General features: G+C 62.1%; 17 protein-coding genes and 1 pseudogene. 8 read left to right on the top strand and 10 right to left on the bottom strand.

Annotated features, from left to right (window positions below; translation table 11 throughout):
• Positions 1-59 precede the first annotated feature (59 nt).
• The 8 genes and pseudogenes from hisI (at position 60) to ACODTD_RS14615 (ending at position 5311) form a co-directional block, all read left to right on the top strand.
• Positions 60-461 carry a phosphoribosyl-AMP cyclohydrolase gene (gene hisI / locus ACODTD_RS14650; protein ID WP_007909357.1) on the top strand — a complete coding sequence of 134 codons (402 nt, stop codon included), beginning with the start codon at positions 60-62 and terminating at the stop codon, positions 459-461.
• Positions 454-786 (top strand): phosphoribosyl-ATP diphosphatase, encoded by a 333-nt coding sequence (locus ACODTD_RS14645; RefSeq protein WP_007952422.1) that lies wholly within the window; start codon positions 454-456, stop codon positions 784-786. The genes hisI and ACODTD_RS14645 overlap by 8 nt, the downstream gene beginning before the upstream one ends.
• Before the next feature lie 25 nt (positions 787-811).
• On the top strand, positions 812-1090 hold the full coding sequence (locus ACODTD_RS14640) for a twin-arginine translocase TatA/TatE family subunit (RefSeq protein WP_007952423.1): 279 nt from the start codon (positions 812-814) through the stop codon (positions 1088-1090).
• Positions 1091-1100: 10 nt separating this feature from the next.
• Positions 1101-1547, top strand: coding sequence for a Sec-independent protein translocase protein TatB (tatB, locus tag ACODTD_RS14635; RefSeq protein ID WP_011332062.1), 447 nt, complete (start codon positions 1101-1103; stop codon positions 1545-1547).
• Between the two features lie 256 nt (positions 1548-1803).
• Complete coding sequence (gene tatC, locus ACODTD_RS14630; RefSeq protein WP_011332061.1) at positions 1804-2598, top strand: twin-arginine translocase subunit TatC; 795 nt, start codon at positions 1804-1806, stop codon at positions 2596-2598.
• Complete coding sequence (locus ACODTD_RS14625; protein WP_201817064.1) at positions 2595-3302, top strand: 16S rRNA (uracil(1498)-N(3))-methyltransferase; 708 nt, start codon at positions 2595-2597, stop codon at positions 3300-3302. Before tatC ends, ACODTD_RS14625 begins: the two co-directional genes overlap by 4 nt.
• A gap of 92 nt (positions 3303-3394) precedes the next feature.
• Positions 3395-4456: pseudogene (locus tag ACODTD_RS14620) on the top strand (methyl-accepting chemotaxis protein); the annotation flags it as partial.
• Positions 4439-5311, top strand: a complete 873-nt coding sequence (locus tag ACODTD_RS14615) for a methyl-accepting chemotaxis protein (RefSeq protein WP_371850981.1) — start codon at positions 4439-4441, stop codon at positions 5309-5311. The pseudogene ACODTD_RS14620 and the gene ACODTD_RS14615, both read left to right, overlap by 18 nt.
• 54 nt (positions 5312-5365) lie before the next feature.
• Here ACODTD_RS14615 and ACODTD_RS14610 read toward each other — a convergent pair whose 3' ends face one another.
• The 10 genes from ACODTD_RS14610 to hutG all read right to left on the bottom strand — a co-directional run bounded on the left by ACODTD_RS14610 (position 5366) and on the right by hutG (position 17310).
• Positions 5366-6100 carry an amino acid ABC transporter ATP-binding protein gene (locus ACODTD_RS14610; protein WP_064592877.1) on the bottom strand — a complete coding sequence of 245 codons (735 nt, stop codon included), beginning with the start codon at positions 6098-6100 and terminating at the stop codon, positions 5366-5368.
• Positions 6093-7052, bottom strand: coding sequence for an amino acid ABC transporter permease (locus tag ACODTD_RS14605; protein ID WP_489104963.1), 960 nt, complete (start codon positions 7050-7052; stop codon positions 6093-6095). Before ACODTD_RS14605 ends, ACODTD_RS14610 begins: the two co-directional genes overlap by 8 nt.
• A 149-nt stretch (positions 7053-7201) precedes the next feature.
• Entirely contained in the window at positions 7202-7999 is a 798-nt protein-coding gene (locus tag ACODTD_RS14600) for a transporter substrate-binding domain-containing protein (protein WP_011332057.1), read from the bottom strand.
• 246 nt (positions 8000-8245) lie between these two features.
• Entirely contained in the window at positions 8246-10816 is a 2571-nt protein-coding gene (gene mdoH, locus ACODTD_RS14595; protein WP_011332056.1) for a glucans biosynthesis glucosyltransferase MdoH, read from the bottom strand.
• Positions 10809-12623, bottom strand: coding sequence for a glucan biosynthesis protein G (locus ACODTD_RS14590; protein ID WP_011332055.1), 1815 nt, complete (start codon positions 12621-12623; stop codon positions 10809-10811). Before ACODTD_RS14590 ends, mdoH begins: the two co-directional genes overlap by 8 nt.
• A gap of 321 nt (positions 12624-12944) precedes the next feature.
• The gene (gene dtd, locus ACODTD_RS14585; RefSeq protein WP_011332054.1) at positions 12945-13382 is read right to left on the bottom strand and encodes a D-aminoacyl-tRNA deacylase; all 438 of its coding nucleotides are present in this window, start codon (positions 13380-13382) and stop codon (positions 12945-12947) included.
• A complete protein-coding gene (gene pip, locus ACODTD_RS14580) occupies positions 13379-14350 on the bottom strand; it encodes a prolyl aminopeptidase (protein WP_007952436.1) in 972 nt (323 codons plus the stop codon). Before pip ends, dtd begins: the two co-directional genes overlap by 4 nt.
• A gap of 104 nt (positions 14351-14454) precedes the next feature.
• Positions 14455-15372 (bottom strand): alpha/beta hydrolase, encoded by a 918-nt coding sequence (locus tag ACODTD_RS14575; protein WP_221615519.1) that lies wholly within the window; start codon positions 15370-15372, stop codon positions 14455-14457.
• Positions 15372-16319 carry a choline ABC transporter substrate-binding protein gene (locus tag ACODTD_RS14570; protein ID WP_221615520.1) on the bottom strand — a complete coding sequence of 316 codons (948 nt, stop codon included), beginning with the start codon at positions 16317-16319 and terminating at the stop codon, positions 15372-15374. The genes ACODTD_RS14575 and ACODTD_RS14570 overlap by 1 nt, the downstream gene beginning before the upstream one ends.
• Before the next feature lie 190 nt (positions 16320-16509).
• On the bottom strand, positions 16510-17310 hold the full coding sequence (gene hutG / locus ACODTD_RS14565) for an N-formylglutamate deformylase (protein WP_285357276.1): 801 nt from the start codon (positions 17308-17310) through the stop codon (positions 16510-16512).
• Between the last annotated feature and the right edge of the window lie 8 nt (positions 17311-17318).

Below are 17318 nucleotides of genomic sequence, written 5' to 3'. Positions count from 1 at the left end.
ACACTGTTTCAACGCCTGAACCCGACTATTTAAGTGTGGGTTCGCTGTCGGAGTCGAAGATGAAAAACTGGCTGGACGAGATCAAGTGGGACGCCGATGGCCTGGTGCCGGCGATTGCCCAGGATCACAAGACCGGACGCGTATTGATGATGGCCTGGATGAACCGCGAAGCCCTGGAGCTGACCGCGGCGGAAAACCGTGCCATCTATTGGTCACGTTCCCGTGGCAAGCTGTGGCGCAAGGGCGAAGAGTCCGGCCACGTACAGACGCTGCATGAAATGCGTCTGGACTGCGACGCCGACGTCATCATCCTGATGGTCGAGCAGATCGGCGACATTGCTTGCCATACCGGCCGTCAAAGCTGCTTCTACCGCGTCTTCGAAAACGGCGACTGGAAAACGGTCGACCCGGTCCTGAAAGACCCGCACGCTATTTACTCCGCAGGACACAAACATGAGTGACACCCTGACCCGCCTCGCTCAGGTGCTGGAAGAGCGCAAGGGCGCTGCTGCCGACAGTTCGTATGTGGCTAGTCTGTATCACAAGGGCTTGAACAAGATTCTGGAAAAGGTCGGCGAAGAATCGGTCGAAACGATCATCGCCGCCAAGGACGCCGCCGTCAGCGGCGACTGCAGCGACGTGATCTACGAGACCGCCGACCTGTGGTTCCACAGCATGGTCATGCTTGCCCAGTTGGGGCAGCATCCGCAGGCGGTGCTGGATGAACTGGATCGCCGTTTCGGCCTGTCCGGACACGTCGAGAAAGCCTCGCGCCCGTCCGCCTGAACAACTTCAAAAGAGGAACAGCAACATGGGCATTTTTGACTGGAAACACTGGATCGTCATCCTGGTGGTCGTGGTACTGGTGTTCGGTACCAAGAAACTGAAGAACCTCGGCACCGACGTTGGCGAGTCGATCAAGGGCTTCCGTAAAGCCATGAACGACGACGAAAAACCGGCCGATCCGACCGTCACGCCTGCGCAACCGGTACCGCCGGTACAGCCGCAAGCCACCGCTCAGGCCAACCCGCCGCACACCATCGATGTGCAGGCGCAGAAAGTCGAAGAGCCGATCCGCAAAGACGTGTGAGCACTGACTAATGTTTGGTATCAGCTTCTCTGAACTGCTGCTCGTCGGCCTCGTCGCCCTGCTGGTGCTGGGCCCCGAGCGTCTGCCGGGCGCTGCACGCACCGCCGGCCTGTGGGTCGGACGGCTGAAGCGCAGCTTCAACGCGATCAAACAGGAAGTTGAGCGTGAAATCGGTGCCGACGAAATCCGTCGGCAACTGCACAACGAGCACATCCTGTCACTGGAACAGGAGGCGCGGAAGATTTTCACGCCGGTTCAGCAGGAGCCGACGCCGGTCGAGCACGTGGGTGAGCAGACGATTCACAGCCCTGCCGCTCCAACGCCAGCGGCACCTGCTGTAGCGCCAACCGAATCAGCGCCTGTCGTCGCGCCAGCCTCGGTTGAACACGTAGCCCAAACCGCCGCGCCGACCACACCAGCGCCAAACGACACCACTCAGCCGCCGCGAGCCCCATGACAAGGGCCTGTCATCGGTCATTTCCTGTGTCGCGTTGTCGCCTGAAAGCGGGCCAGGCAAGGCGTAGTCCGCAGGGAATGTGTTTTACCTTTCCAAGGACTACAACGCAGCCTGGCCCGCTTTCAGGCACAACCCGAAGGGCCGGCCTGTATTTGCGCAGGGCTGCGTTACTCGTTGCTTATTTGAAACGCCAAACTACGCGCCTCGCGCCTTGCCCTGCGCAAATACGGGCTCGGCGCGACACAGGAAATGACCGATGACAGGCCCTAGCCTCCCCGAAAACGACCAGCACATGCCGCTGGTTTCGCACCTCACCGAGTTGCGCACCCGCCTGCTGCGTTGCGTGGCGGCGATCTTCATCATCTTCGCCGGGCTGTTTGCCTTCACCCAGCAGATCTACACCTTCGTCTCGACGCCGCTGCGCGAATACCTGCCGGCCGGCGCGACGATGATCGCCACCGACGTGTCGTCGCCGTTCCTGACGCCGCTGAAACTGACGATGATGGTCTCACTGTTCCTGGCGATTCCGGTGATCCTGCATCAGATCTGGGGCTTCATCGCACCGGGTCTGTACAAGCACGAGAAGCGTGTCGCAGTGCCGTTGCTGATCTCCAGCATCCTGCTGTTCTACACCGGCATGGCGTTCGCCTACTTCTTCGTGTTCCCGCTGATCTTCAAGTTCTTCGCCTCGGCCACCCCGGCCGGCGTGGAAATGATGACCGACATCACCAGTTACCTCGATTTCGTCATGACGCTGTTCTTCGCCTTCGGCGTGGCGTTCGAAATCCCGGTGGCCGTGGTGCTGCTGGTGTGGATCGGCGTGGTCGACGTCAAATACCTGAAGAAGATCCGTCCGTACGTGATCATCGGCTGCTTCGTGGTCGGCATGATCCTGACCCCGCCGGACATCTTCTCCCAGACCCTGCTGGCCGTGCCGATGTGGATGCTGTTCGAAGTCGGCATCCTCTTCGGCAGTCTGGTCAGCAAGCGCGAGCGCCCGGAAGAAACCGCCGACGATCACAACGACCAGCCGCCAGCGACTCAGCCATGAACCTGCTGCTGCTCGAAGAGGCCGACTTCATTGCGGCCGACCGCGTCGTGCTGCGTGATCGGCGCCTGACCCACATGCAGGAAGTCCACCGTTCGGAAGTCGGCGACAGCCTGCGGGTCGGGCGCATTGGCGGGCTGATGGGCTCGGCCGAGCTTTTGCGCCTTGACGCGGGCGAAGCCGAGCTGCGAGTCAACCTCGATCAACCGCCACCGGCCAAACTGCCGCTGACCCTGGTGCTCGCCCTGCCCCGCCCGAAGATGCTGCGCCGGGTGTTCCAGACCGTGGCGACCATGGGCGTGTCGAAGGTGATTCTGGTCAACAGCTACCGGGTCGAGAAAAGCTTCTGGCAGACGCCGTTCCTCGAACCGGACGCCATCCGCGAACAACTGATCCTCGGCCTCGAACAGGCTCGGGATACGGTGCTGCCGGAGATCATCATCGAGAAGCGCTTCAAGCCGTTCGTCGAAGATCGCCTGCCGGCCATCACCGACGGCACCCTCGGTCTGGTCGGCCATCCGGGCAATTTCCCGCCCTGCCCCCGCGCCCTGAACGAACCGGTGACCCTGGCGATCGGCCCCGAGGGTGGCTGGATTCCCTACGAAATCGATCTGCTGGCCAAGGCCGGGCTGCAACCGGTGCAGCTTGGCGAGCGAATCCTGCGGGTCGAAACCGCCGTCACCGCGCTGCTGGCCCGGCTGTTCTGAAGTCTTCGCCAGACAAAAGGCGTTACAGATTGCCATCATCTGGCCGATACCCTCTCCATAAGTCCAATTAGTGGTCCGAGGGGAGTCGTCGCATGTACCGTTGGTTAGCCGAGAGTCTTGGAAACGTCAGCGTCAAACGTAAGCTTGGAATCGGTTTCGGCCTGGTGCTGCTGCTGACCCTGTTGATCACCTTCACCGGCTGGACCGGCATGAGCGGGATCATCAGCCGGGGTGACAAGCTCGGGTTCATCTCCAGCCTCAACGAGCTGACCAAAGACCTGCGCCTGGCACGCCTGGACTATGAAGCCCGCCGTGGCGAACAGGGCCCTGGCGCGGTCAACGACCTGCTCGGCAAGCTCGACAGCGGCCTGCAAAGCGCGCGCGGCATGATCGAGCAACCGTCCGACGTGGCCATGATCGACCAGCAACTCGCGGCGGTCGCCGAGTACAAACGCGCCTTTGCCGACATGACCCAGGCCACCGTGCAGCGTGAAGACGCCCGCAGCAAACTCGGCGCCAGCGCCGATAACGCCGTGGCCAAGGTCAGCGAAGTCGAGAAATCCCTGCTGCAAGGCGACAGCGTTGCGCAATTCAACAGCGTGATCGAGCTGAGCAAACTGCTGCAGCAGGCGCGCTATCAGGTGCGCGGCTACACCTACAGCGGCAAGGCCGAAGCCGAACAACCGGCGCTGGATGCCATCGCCGCCGCCCTGAACAATCTGGAAAGCCTGCCGAGCAAACTGCCCGAGCAACACATCGCCAACCTGCAACAGGCCACCGAATCGCTGAAGGCTTATCGCGCCGCCGTCAGCCAGTTCCGCGACTCCCAGGTGAACAACGCGAAGGCCATGGCGCGAATGACCGCTCAGGGCGACATCCTGCTCGACGTCAGCAAGAAACTTACCGAATCTCAGACCATCGTCCGCGACACCGATGCCGCGCACGCCAAAAACATGCTGATGATCGCCACCCTGCTGGCCCTGGCCTTCGGTCTGCTGGCGGCCTGGGCGATCACCCGGCAGATCATCATTCCGCTGGAGCAAACCCTGAAAGTCGCCGAGCGCGTGGCCGCCGGTGACCTGACCCACAATCTGGTATCCCTGCGCCGCGATGAACTTGGTCAACTGCAACGCTCGATGCAGAGCATGACTCAGGGCCTGCGCGAATTGATCGGCGGCATCAGCGACGGCGTGACCCAGATCGCCAGCGCCGCCGAAGAATTGTCCGCCGTGACCGAGCAGACCAGCGCCGGGGTCAACAATCAGAAAATCGAGACCGACCAGGTCGCCACCGCCATGAACGAAATGGCCGCCACCGTGCAGGAAGTCGCGCGCAACGCCGAGGAAGCTTCGGAAGCCGCGGTCGCTGCTGATCAGCAGGCCCGTGAAGGCGACAAGGTGGTTGGCGAGGCGATCGCCCAGATCGAACGTCTGGCTGCCGAAGTCGGCCACTCCACCGAGGCCATGGGCGAGCTCAAGCGCGAGAGCGACAAGATCGGCAGCGTGCTCGACGTGATCAAGTCCGTGGCTCAGCAAACCAACCTGCTGGCCCTCAACGCCGCCATCGAGGCCGCCCGTGCCGGTGAAGCCGGACGTGGTTTTGCGGTGGTCGCCGACGAAGTTCGCAGCCTCGCCCAGCGCACCCAGAAGTCCACCGAAGAGATCGAAGAGCTGATCGTCGGACTGCAGAACGGCACCCAGCAAGTGGCAACGATCATGGACAACAGCCGCACCCTGACCGACAGCAGCGTCGAGCTGACCCGGCGTGCCGGTGGTTCGCTGGAAAGCATCACCCGCACCGTTTCGGCGATTCAGGCGATGAACCAGCAGATCGCTGCGGCGGCCGAGCAGCAGAGCGCTGTGGCTGAAGAGATCAACCGCAGCGTGCTGAACGTGCGGGATGTCTCGGACCAGACCTCGGCGGCCAGTGAAGAGACAGCGGCCTCCAGCGTCGAGCTGGCGCGTTTGGGCACTCACCTGCAAACACTGGTGGGCCGGTTCAAGGTGTAAACCGCGCACACAAAAAAATCGCAGCCATTGGCTGCGATTTTTTTTGTCCTGCGTTTAGAGGACTTGCCGCAGGAACGCCTGGGCTCGCGGATCCTTCGGTGCGTCGAAGAACTCGGCCGGCGAGGCGTCTTCCAGCAGTTTGCCGTGATCGAAGAACAGCACCCGATCCGCCACTTCCCGGGCAAAACCCATTTCGTGGGTCACGCAGACCATGGTCATGCCTTCCACGGCCAGGTTCTTCATGACGTCCAGCACTTCGCCGACCATTTCCGGATCGAGGGCCGAGGTCGGCTCGTCGAACAGCATGACCTTGGGGTCCATCGCCAGCGCCCGGGCAATTGCCACGCGCTGCTGCTGACCGCCGGACAGGCGCGACGGATATTCGCGGGCCTTCTGGGCGATGCCGACCTTCTCCAGCAATGCCAGAGCCTTGGCCTCGCTTTCCTTCTGGCCGCGCTTGCGCACGACTTTCTGCGCCAGGCACAGGTTCTCCAGCACGGTCATGTGCGGGAACAGATTGAAATGCTGGAACACCATGCCGACTTCGCGGCGGTAGGCGTTGACGTCGGTTTTCGGGTCGGCCAGTTGCAGGCCGTCGATGCTCACCGAGCCGGAATCGAATTCTTCCAGACCATTGAGGCAACGCAGGAACGTCGACTTGCCGGAACCGGACGGGCCGATCACCACCAGCACTTCGCCCTTGGCCACGGAGGTGCTGACGTTATCCACCGCGCGCACCACTTGCCCACGGGTGTCGAAGACTTTTACCAGATCGCGGACTTCAATCACTTTGCGCGAGCCTCCGCTCAAGCCGGCTGGCGATTTTCGACAGCGGCAGGTTGATCAACAGGTACAGGCCGGCGACGCAGAACAGGATCTCGAACGGCGAGAACGACGTGGTGATGACTTCACGACCGCTTTTCAGCAGCTCGGTGATGGCGATCACCGACACCAGCGAAGTGTCTTTGACCAGACTGATGAACTGCCCGGCCAGCGGCGGCAGCACGCGCTTGAACGCCTGCGGCAGCACCACGTGGCGCATCGACTGGCCGGCACTCAGCCCCAGCGAACGGGCCGCTTCGTTCTGGCCGCGGGCAATCGACTGCACACCGGAACGGATGATTTCCGCCACGTAGGCACCGGTGAACAGCGACAGCGCGGCGATCCCGGCGAACTCCCGGGACAGGTTCATCACCGTGCCGATGAAGAAATAGAAAATGAAGATCTGCACCAGCAGCGGCGTGCCGCGCACCAGTTCGACATAGATGGTCGACAGGTCGCGCAGGGTCGGGTTGCTCGACAGCCGGCACAGCCCGGTGGCCAGACCGATCAGCAAGCCCAGCACGCCGGACACCACCGACAGCCAAAGCGTGGTCCACAGGCCCCACAACAGCGGGCCCGCCGCCCAATGCCGGGTCACGCCCACGACGTCGCCTTCGGCCACATCGTCGCCCTGAGCGAATTGCAGGCTGTTTTCGTCGACGGTCAGGTGCTGCTCGTCACCGGCATCGTTGCGCAGGGTGACCTGCGCGCTGCCACCTTTGCGCACCAGTTCGCTGACGGTGGAAATGTCGGTCGCGCGCCGGGTTTCCTCGGCCTGATAGGCGAAGTACTGCGGCACGCGGTTCCAGCGCCATTCGTAGGACATCAGCGACGTGGCGTAATACAGCGCGCCGGCCAGGCCGACCAGCACCAGCACGGTCAGGACGTGCCAGGGCCATTGGGCTTTTTTCTGTTTCATGGGTTTAGCGAAATCCGAAAGTTATGTCGCCGGGGAGGCCGCCTTCGCGGGCAAGTCGAATCGTCGCACCGCCGCTCCCACAGGGAACGCATTCCAATGTGGGAGCGGGCTTGCTCGCGAATGGGGCGACTCGGTCTATCTGACCGGGCTTATTCCATGTCCTTGAGCCACTCGGTGCTCTTGAACCACTTGTCATGGATGCGATCGTAGGTGCCGTCTTCGTGGATCTGGTGCAGGAAGTTGTTGATGAAGTTGAGGCTGTCGTAGTCACCCTTCTTCAGACCGAAGGCCAGTGGCTCGTAGGTGAACGGCTTGTCGAGGAACACCAGTTTGCCGGCGCCGACCTTGTTCACGGCAACGACGTTGTACGGCGCGTCGTAGATGAAGGCGTCAGCCTTGCCGTTGACCACGTCGAGCACGGCTTCCTGCTCGTTGTCGTAGCCGTGGTACTTGGCTTTGGAGATCAGCTTCTTGGCGACCATCTCGCCGGTGGTGCCGAGCTTGGAGGTGATGCGGTAGTCGGCGGTGTTCAGGTCTTTATAGGACTTGATGGTGCCTTCCAGCTCTTTACGGATCAGCAGAGTCTGGCCGACCACGATGAACGGTTCGCTGAAATTCAGGCGCAGGTTGCGTTCCTGGGTCAGGGTCATGCCGCTGCCGATCATGTCGAACTTGTCGGTCATCAGCGCCGGGATGATCCCGTCGTAACCGGTGGAGACCAGCTCCAGCTTGACGCCCATGGCCTTGGTCATGGCTTTGAGGATGTCGACTTCGAAACCGATGATTTCGCCGCGCTTGTTGGTCATTTCGAACGGCATGTAGGTCGGATCCATACCGACTTTCAACGAGCCGCGCTTGACCGCGTCGTCGATTGCGCCGGCCTGCGCCGCATTGACTGCAACCAGTGCCGTGACGCCGACCAGCAGCATCGACAGATACTTCTTCATCTTCAAGTCCCCAAAACCATTGCGTTTGCGGCGCGAAAACCGACAGAAATGGACAAGATTGTCCGGGTGCGCCAATTCGGGGACGGATGCTAACGCACTCGTCCGTTTGCACAAGGTTTTTTGATCGGTTGGTGCCGGATGGGACGCAGAGCGTCGCGGGCTGCATTCCCCCGCAGAGCGTGGGAACGAGTGATCCGTGACGCTAATCGGCAGGCAAAAAAAACCCCGCTTTCGCGGGGTTCTTCATCAGGCCGGTTGCGCCTGCAAGCTCACCGGCTTGAGCGGCAGCAGCGGCGCGTGGGGATCGGCTTTCACCGAGGCCCGCCAGGCGTCCAGCCACTCGGCGTGACCTTCGGCCCACACCTGCTCGTGCAGACGGGCCAGGGCCACCGGATCGCTCAGCAGTTGCAGGCGATCATGGTTGTTCAGCCCGGCCGGGCCGACCTTGATCGCGTGACGCACGCGTTCCTGACGCAGCCATTCGATCGGCTCGGCCTGACCGTGACGCGAGGTCGCCAGCGAGCACGCCAGGGCGTTCTGCTGCGGATCGACCACGGCGCGGACAAAGCCGTCGTTCAGCGCGTGCCAGCGGTTTTCGTGGGTGTACTGATCGGTGGCCAGCAACGCCTGTGGCGGATTGTATTCCTCGGGAATGAGGAACAGGCTCTCGTCACGGGACTTCAGGCCCAGGCCCACACGGCTGGAAATCACCGACACCGGAATCGACAGCATCAGCGAACCGACGATCGGCACCAGCCACCACAGGAAGCTCGGGTTCAACCAGATCACCAGCAGCGCCCAGAAGAAGCCCAGCAGGGTCTGCGGACCGTGACGCTTGACCGCTTCGCTCCACGGCGTGGAGTCGTCGTCACGCTGCGGCGAGTTCCACGTCGCGGCCCAGCCGAGGAACGCGGCCAGAACGAAACGGGTGTGGAAAATCATCCGCACCGGCGCCAGCAGCATGGAGAACAGCATCTCCAGCAGCATCGACAGGGTCACCTTGAACTTGCCGCCGAACTCTTTCGCGCCCTTGGCCCAGATCAGGATGATGCTCAACAGCTTCGGCAGGAACAGCAGCACGATGGTCGTCGAGAACAGCGCGATCGCCTTGTCCGGGTGCCATTGCGGCCACAGCGGATAGAGTTGACGCGGTTCGAGGAAGTACTGCGGCTCCATCAGCGTGTTCACCGCCAGCAGCGCGGTCGACAACACCAGGAAGAAGAACCACAACGGCGCCGACAGGTAAGACATCACGCCGGTCAGGAACACCGCACGGTGCACCGGGTGCATGCCTTTTACCAGGAACAGACGGAAGTTCATCAGGTTACCGTGGCACCAGCGACGGTCACGCTTGAGCTCGTCGAGCAGGTTCGGCGGCAGTTCTTCGTAGCTGCCCGGCAGATCGTAGGCAATCCACACGCCCCAGCCGGCACGGCGCATCAGCGCCGCTTCAACGAAGTCGTGAGAGAGGATCGCACCGGAGAACGCACCCTTGCCCGGCAACGGCGCCAGGGCGCAGTGGTCGATGAACGGCTTCATGCGGATGATCGCGTTGTGACCCCAGTAGTGGGATTCACCCAACTGCCAGAAGTGCAGACCGGCCGTGAACAGCGGACCGTACACGCGAGTGGCGAACTGCTGCATGCGTGCATACAGCGTGTCCATGCCCGAAGCGCGCGGCGCGGTCTGAATGATGCCGGCGTCTGGAGTGGCCTCCATCAGGCGTACCAGACTGGTCAGGCATTCGCCGCTCATGACCGAGTCGGCGTCGAGTACGACCATGTACTTGTAGTCGCCGCCCCAGCGACGGCAGAAGTCGTCGAGGTTGCCGCTCTTGCGTTTGACGCGACGGCGACGGCGGCGATAGAAGATCTTGCCGAAGCCCTTGGCTTCGCGGCAGACGTCCAGCCAGGCCTGCTGCTCGGCCACGCAGATGTCGGTGTCGTTACTGTCGCTGAGGACGAAGAAGTCGAAACGGTCCAGGTCACCGGTAGCAGCGACCGACTCGAACGTCGCGCGCAGACCGGCGAACACCCGAGGCACGTCTTCGTTGCAGATCGGCATCACCAGTGCGGTGCGCGCGTCTTTCGGAATCGGCTCGTTGCCGGCACTTTTACCGGAGATCCGGTATTTATCGTGGCCGGTAAGCAATTCGAGGAAGCCCATCAGCGCGGTCCAGAAACCGGCCGACACCCAGCAGAACAGAATCCCGAACATGATCAGGATGCTGGTCTGCAGCGCATACGGCAGCACTTGCGTGGCGGTTTGCAGCAGCGGTTGATGCAGGACTTCTTCCAGATCGACGAACGACCAGCCCTGGTACGGCATGATGCCTTTCATGTACCAGCCGGCGACGATGGTCTGACCCAGCATCAGCACCAGCAGAATGTAGCGACGGATCGAACCGACCGTGCGCCAGCGCGCCGCCGGCAGCACGTTGGCGTCCTTCGGCGGTTGCGGCGGGTTGGTCCGGCCGGTCAGGCGGCGCCAGCCACGCACCAGAATATTGGTGCGCCACGGCTCCGGCACGACCTTGGTCCGACGGATCGGCGGCGTGGCCTTCATGCTCACCCGCCCGCTGGCGTCGAGCACCAGCATTTCCGCGTCCTGCAGCTCTTCGGCGGTGCTCAGGATCAGGCGCTTGCCCACCGAAGCCTGGGCGGCTTCGGTCGGTGCGTCAAAGGTCTTGGACGACAGGCGTTCATGCAATTCGCTGAAGGACTGGCAGCCCGCGAGTTCCGCGCGCTGCTCGTCGGTCATCGGCAGATGCGCCAGGTACTCGGACAGAGTCTCTGGCTGTACTTGAGAGTTACTCATCGGCAGGCAACTGATAGCTCCAGGTCTCGGTCAGGACTTCTTCAGTCGGTGCCGATTCCGGTGTGGCTGGGGCCGCGTCCGCAGCGGCTGGCTGCTTGGCGTCTTTGTTGGCCTTGTCCTTGGCATCTGCAACCGGCTTGGCGTCGGCCTGTTTGGCCTCGGCGGCCTTGGCTTCCTTGTCGGCTTTCTCTTGTTGCTTGGCGGCAACCTTGTCGGCTTTGGCCACCGACGAGTTGGACGTCGGCACCGAAGACTTGGCCAGATCAGCGGTGACCACTGGCTGCACCAGTGCCGCGCGCATCTCGGTGGACTTGCTCGGGTCCTTGATCTTCATCCGCAGGGTCAGGCGCCAGCCTTTGGTTTCCGGGTTGTAGCGCACGCTGTTTTCGACCAGTTCGGCGTTGTCGCCGACGCTGACCTGGCTGCGAACGTCTGCATCCGGGGCCAAAGCGGCCAGGGACGGGCCTTCGAAGTCGACCAGGTACGCCACGCTGCCATCCGGCTGACGGATCAGGTTCGATTGCTTGACGTCACCGGTCGAACGCAGGGTCTGGTTGACCCAGGCGCTGTCCGGCGCGTGCAGCGCGGCTTCGTCGATGGTCCAGTGCATGCGGTAGGCGAAGTCCAGCGGCTGGCCTGGCTCCGGCAGTTTTTCCGGGTTCCAGAACGCAACGATGTTGTCGTTGGTTTCGTCCGCAGTCGGGATTTCGACCAGATCAACGGTGCCCTTGCCCCAGTCGCCCTTCGGCTCGATCCAGGCGCTTGGGCGCTTGTCGTAGCGGTCGTCGAGGTCTTCGTAGTGGCTGAAATCACGGCCACGTTGCAGCAGACCGAAACCACGCGGGTTCTCGACGCTGAACTGGCTCACAGCCAGATGTTTAGGGTTGTTCAGAGGGCGCCAGATCCACTCGCCGTTGCCGGCATGGATCGACAGACCGCTGGAGTCGTGCAGTTCGCGACGGTAGTTGAGCACTTTCGACGGCTGGTTGGCGCCGAACAGGAACATGCTGGTCAGCGGCGCGATGCCGAGCTTGCCAACCTTGTCACGCAGGTACATCTGGCCCTTGACGTCGACAATGGTGTCGCTGCCCGGACGCAGGATCAGACGGTAGGCGCCGGTCGCACGTGGCGAATCCAGCAGGGCGAAGATCACCAGGTGCTTGTCGCCCGGCTTCGGCTGCTGAATCCAGAACTCGCGAAAACGCGGGAATTCTTCGCCGGACGGCAAGGCGGTGTCGATTGCCAGACCACGGGCCGACAGACCGTAGGTATGCCCCTTGCCGACAACGCGGAAGTAGCTCGCGCCCAGCATGGTCATGATTTCGTCTTGCTTGTCAGCCTTGTTGATCGGGTACAGCACACGGAAACCGGCGTAGCCCAGTTGTTCGGTGGCCTTCGGATCGAACTGCAGGTCGCCGAAATCGAAACGGCTTGGATCGTATTTGATCTCTTCGACGGTGTTCGCGGTGATTTCGTTGATTTTCACCGGCGTATCGAAGTGCATGCCCTGGTGATAAAAGGACAGCTTGAACGGGGTCTTCTGGTCGGCCCATTCGGCTTTTTCGGTGCGGAAACGAATCTTCTGATAGTCCGCGAATTTCATTTCACGGAATTCGTTCGGCAGGTTGCTGCGCGGGGCTTCGAACTTCTGCCCGGCCAGCTCTTTGGCCTTGGCCGACACATCGTCAAGATTGAATGCCCAAAGCTGGCCGGCGCTGAGCAGGCAGAGTACTGCCGAGCCCGCTACCAGAGCGCTGCGCAAGCGTTTGGCAGACAATTTTGCTGCATTACAGGGACTAACAATCACGAGCAACCCTCGCCGAAAACAGATCAATAAACCAACGGCCAGATGAAGTGCCTGTGAGGGATTCGGTACAAAAAAACCGATCTTTCAGGGCACCCTTGCCAAGTTGGCGAGCATTGTTCCGACTCCGCTGGGTCAAAATGATTCCCCAATCGGATCCGGACAAGTCTCTACCTAAGTCAAAATGGACCAACGAACGCTGATCCCCGTAGCGCGCGATTATCTAGTAGCCCGCGTGACAACGCATCAGGGGTAACAAAGTATTTATCGCGAAAATTTCCTGTTTTCAGTCGAAAAGCCCTTAAAAAGATGTTTCAAGCGCTTTCATGTCTGTAACAGGAAGGTTACCGGGCCATCGTTGACCAGGTGCACCTGCATATCCGCGCCGAATCTACCTGATGCCACTGTGCCATGCATCTGTTTCGCTCTGCTTAATAGATAGTCGAATAATTTTTCGCCCAGCGCCGGAGGGGCGGCGGTCGAGAAACTCGGGCGCAACCCGCTTTTGGTGTCGGCGGCGAGGGTGAACTGAGAGACCAGCAGCAACCCGCCGCCCACATCCGCCAAGGACAGATTCATCTTGCCCTCGGCGTCGCTGAACACTCGATAGTTAAGCAGCTTATGCAGAAGTTTGTCGGCGCTGGCCGGCGTGTCGTCGGGTTCTACCGCCACCAGCACCAGCAAACCCTGATCGACACTGCCAACCACCTCGCCCGCCACTTCGACCCGCGCGCCTTTCACGCGCTGCAACAGACCCTTCATGCTTCTTCGGGCGGCAGGTCGAGCAGACGACGGGCCATTTTGCTGGCGGCGCGCACCAGTGCATCGGTGATGCCCGGTTCGGACGCGGCGTGGCCGGCATCGCGGATCACCTGCAGCTCGCTGTTCGGCCAGGCCTGATGCAGTTCCCAGGCGTTGTCGAGCGGGCAGATCACGTCGTAGCGGCCGTGGATGATCACGCCCGGCAGATGGGCGATCTTGCCCATGTCGCGGATCAGCTGGTTCGGCTCAAGGAACGCATTGTTGGTGAAGTAGTGGCATTCGATCCGCGCGATCGACAAGGCGCGCTGCGGCTCGGAGAAACGGTCGACCACCAGCGGATTCGGCCGCAGGGTCGCGGTGCGCCCTTCCCAGGTCGACCAGGCCTTGGCCGCGTGCATCTGGGCGATCTGGTCGTTGCCGGTCAGGCGTTTGTGGAACGCGCTGAGCAGGTCGTCGCGCTCGTCCAGCGGAATCGGCGCGAGGTAGTCCTGCCAGTAATCGGGGAACAGACGGCTGGCGCCGGCCTGGTAGAACCATTCGATTTCCTGCGGACGGCAGAGAAAGATCCCGCGCAGGATCAGGCCATGTACGCGCTCCGGATGGGTCTGCGCGTAGGCCAGCGCCAGGGTCGAACCCCAGGAACCGCCGAACAGCACCCATTTGTCGATGCCCAGATGTTTACGGATGCGCTCGAGGTCTTCGACCAGATCCCAGGTGGTGTTGTTTTCCAGACTGGCGTGGGGCGTGGAGCGACCGCAGCCGCGCTGGTCGAAGGTGACAATGCGATACAGATTCGGATCGAAGTAACGGCGACTCTGGGCGTCGCACCCGGCGCCGGGACCTCCGTGGATGAACACCACCGGCAAACCCTCCGGTGAACCGCTTTCGTCGACGTACAGCGTATGGGTGTCATCGACGGCCAGATCGTGCCGTGCGTGAGGTTTGATCTGCGGAAACAAAGTCTGCATTGCGCGCTCCGTAAGGGGTCGAGGTCATCCCTGGGGGGACTTCTATTATTCTGCCGTTCGGCATCATAAACCCGATTTACGTCAATGAGCATGCCCGTGCGCTGTCACATTTTGTCAGCCATGAACCCCAGCAGGTTCTCAAAGAGACGATCGACCTCGGCGACCTGATGTCGCGCCCGCAGGCAGCCGTGAACCAGCCCTTCGCCGTAATACAGCGCCGCGTCGACGCCCGCTGCGTTAAGCCGTTCGGCATAGCACACGCCGTCGTCACGCAGCGGATCGAACTGCGCCACGGCGATCCAGGCCGGTGGCAAACCGCTGAAGTCCCCGGCCAGCAATGGCATCGCATAGGCGTTCGGCTTCGCGGTGCCGCGCAGGTACAAGGCGTGATAACAATCGACATCGCTGCTGGCGAGCAACGGCGCATCGGCGCATTCGCTGCGCGACGGTAACTGTGCGTCGCCACCCAGCCCCGGATAGATCAAGACCTGCGCGCCCGGCAGCGGCTCGCCGGCATCGCGTAGCGCCAGGCACAGCGCCGCCGCCAGATTGCCGCCGGCGCTGTCGCCCGCCACCAGCATCCGTCCGGGATCGAACCAGAACGGTCCGCTGCGCAACGCGCGCCAGACGCTCAGGCAATCCTCGAAACCGGCCGGGAACGGGTGCTCCGGCGCCAGCCGGTAATCCACCACCACCACCATCGCCCCGAGCGCCATGGCCAGCTCGCAGCAGATGAAGTCATGGGAATCCAGCCCGCCGACCACCCAACCGCCGCCATGCAGATACAACACGCACGGCCAGCCACTGGCCGATGGCCGGACAGGCGGGCGATACGAGCGCACCGCCACCCCGCTCAACTGGAAATCCACCACCTCCAGACCCGCCGGCCGCTCGGGCGTGAAGGCGCGGCACATGGCGTCGTAGGATTTGCGCAATCCGCCCAGGCTGCTGTCATCGCTGGCAAAGCTTTCGGTACTGGCAACGAACGCCGCCATCGACGGCGAGAGTGGATAAGTGCCCATCAGTTTTTCAGGCTGGCCTGAACCGTGGCCGCGCCGTCCTTGCCGTCAAAACTGCTGACACCCGCCAGCCAGCGTTGCAGGTCTTCGGGATGCTCGCGCAGCCAGGTTTTCGCCACTTCCTGCGGTGTCTTGCGCTCCATGATCGGCACCATCAACTGGCTTTCCTGGGCGGCGGTGAAGGTCAGGTTTTCCAGCAGTCGATGGACGTTCGGGCAGCGCTCGGCGTAGTCCGGCGCGGTGACGGTGGACACGGTGGCGGCGCCTTCGTTGGGGCCGTAGACGTCTTCGCTGCCGGTCAGGTAGGTGATTTTCATGTTGATGTTCATCGGGTGCGGGGTCCAGCCGACGAATACCACGAATTCCTTGCGGTTCACCGCTCGCTGCACGGCGGCGAGCATGCCGGCCTCACCGGATTCGATGATCTTGAAATCCTTCAGGCCGAAGTGGTTGGTTTCGATCATGGTCTTGATCGTGGTGTTGGCGCCGCTGCCGGGCTCGATGCCGTAGATCTTGCCACCGAGCTGATCCTTGAATTTCGCGATATCGCCGAAGGTTTTCAGCCCTGCCGCCGCCACATAATCCGGAACCGCCAGCGTTGCCTGGGCGTCGGCCAGGCTGGGTTTGTCCATGACCTTGACCTGATTGGCGGCGAGGAACGGCGCGATGTTCTTGTCCATCGCCGGTTTCCAGTAGCCGAGGAAGATATCGAGGCGCTTGTCGCGGATGCCGGCGAAGATGATTTGCTGCACGGCGCTGGTCTGTTTGCTTTCGTAGCCGAGGCCGTTGAGCAGCACGTCGGCCATGCCACTGGTGGCGATCACGTCGGTCCAGTTGACCACGCCCATGCGCACGGTTTTGCAGGAGGCATCGTCGGAGGCCATGGCGCCGGCGCTGAGCAGCGCACTGCCGGTCAGGATTAACGCACAACGAGTGAACAGTTTTTTCATGAGGGATCGTCTCGTGCGGCAGCGGATTATTGTTCGGATCGGTGTCTTCTTGCACCGTGGTCGAAACATTACGCAGCAGACGAGCGGGAAAAGCGAACTGAGGCGACCGGGATTTGCACGGTGGCGACTTCTCCCGATCGTTCCCACGCCGAGGCGTCGAACCGTCTGCGTGGGAACGATCAGAGCAGACTCAGTTGTAGTGGTTTTTGCCCCAGGCGAGCAGCCCTTCCAGCAGTTCCTTCAACACAACCCGCGTCGGCTCCGCCAGATCGGCGCGGTAGCGGAACGGTTCGAACTCTTCCATGTAGGTGCACTGGCCCAGCTCCAGTTGCACGGCGTGGATGTTCTCGGCCGGGTTGCCGTAGTGACGGGTGATGTGGCCGCCCTTGAAGCGTCCGTTCAGCACATGGCTGTAATCGCCATGGCGTGCGCAGATGGCTTCCAGTTGCGTGGCCAGCTGTGGATCGCAACTGGCGCCATTGAAGGTGCCGAGGTTGAAGTCCGGCAGCTTGCCATCGAACAGGTGCGGGATCACCGAACGGATCGAATGCGCATCGAACAGCAGCGCATAACCGAACTCGGCCTTCAGCCGCGCCAGTTCTTCCTGCAAGGTGCGGTGGTACGGCGTCCAGATCTGCTCCAGATAGGTTGCACGTTCTTCTTTCGACGGCTCCTGGCCTTCCTTGAACAGCGGAATGCCATCGAACAGCGTCGCCGGGTACAGACCGGTGGTGGCGCCGGCGTACAGCGGCTTGTCGTCGGACGGCCGGTTCAGGTCGATGACGAAACGCGAGTATTCGGCCGCCAGAGTACTGGCGCCCAGTTCGGCGGCGAAATCGTAGAGCTGCGGAATGTGCCAGTCGGTGTCCGGCAGGCTTTTCGCGTCCGCGATCAACCCGGCCTCGACCGCCGGGGTCAGGCGCACACCGGCGTGGGGCATGCTGATCAGCAGCGGCACGCGACCTTGTTTGAAGTTCAGAACCTTATCCACAACCGCTC

Source organism: Pseudomonas sp. FG35 (genome assembly GCF_057809295.1).
This window is presented reverse-complemented; position numbering and strand designations above follow the sequence as displayed.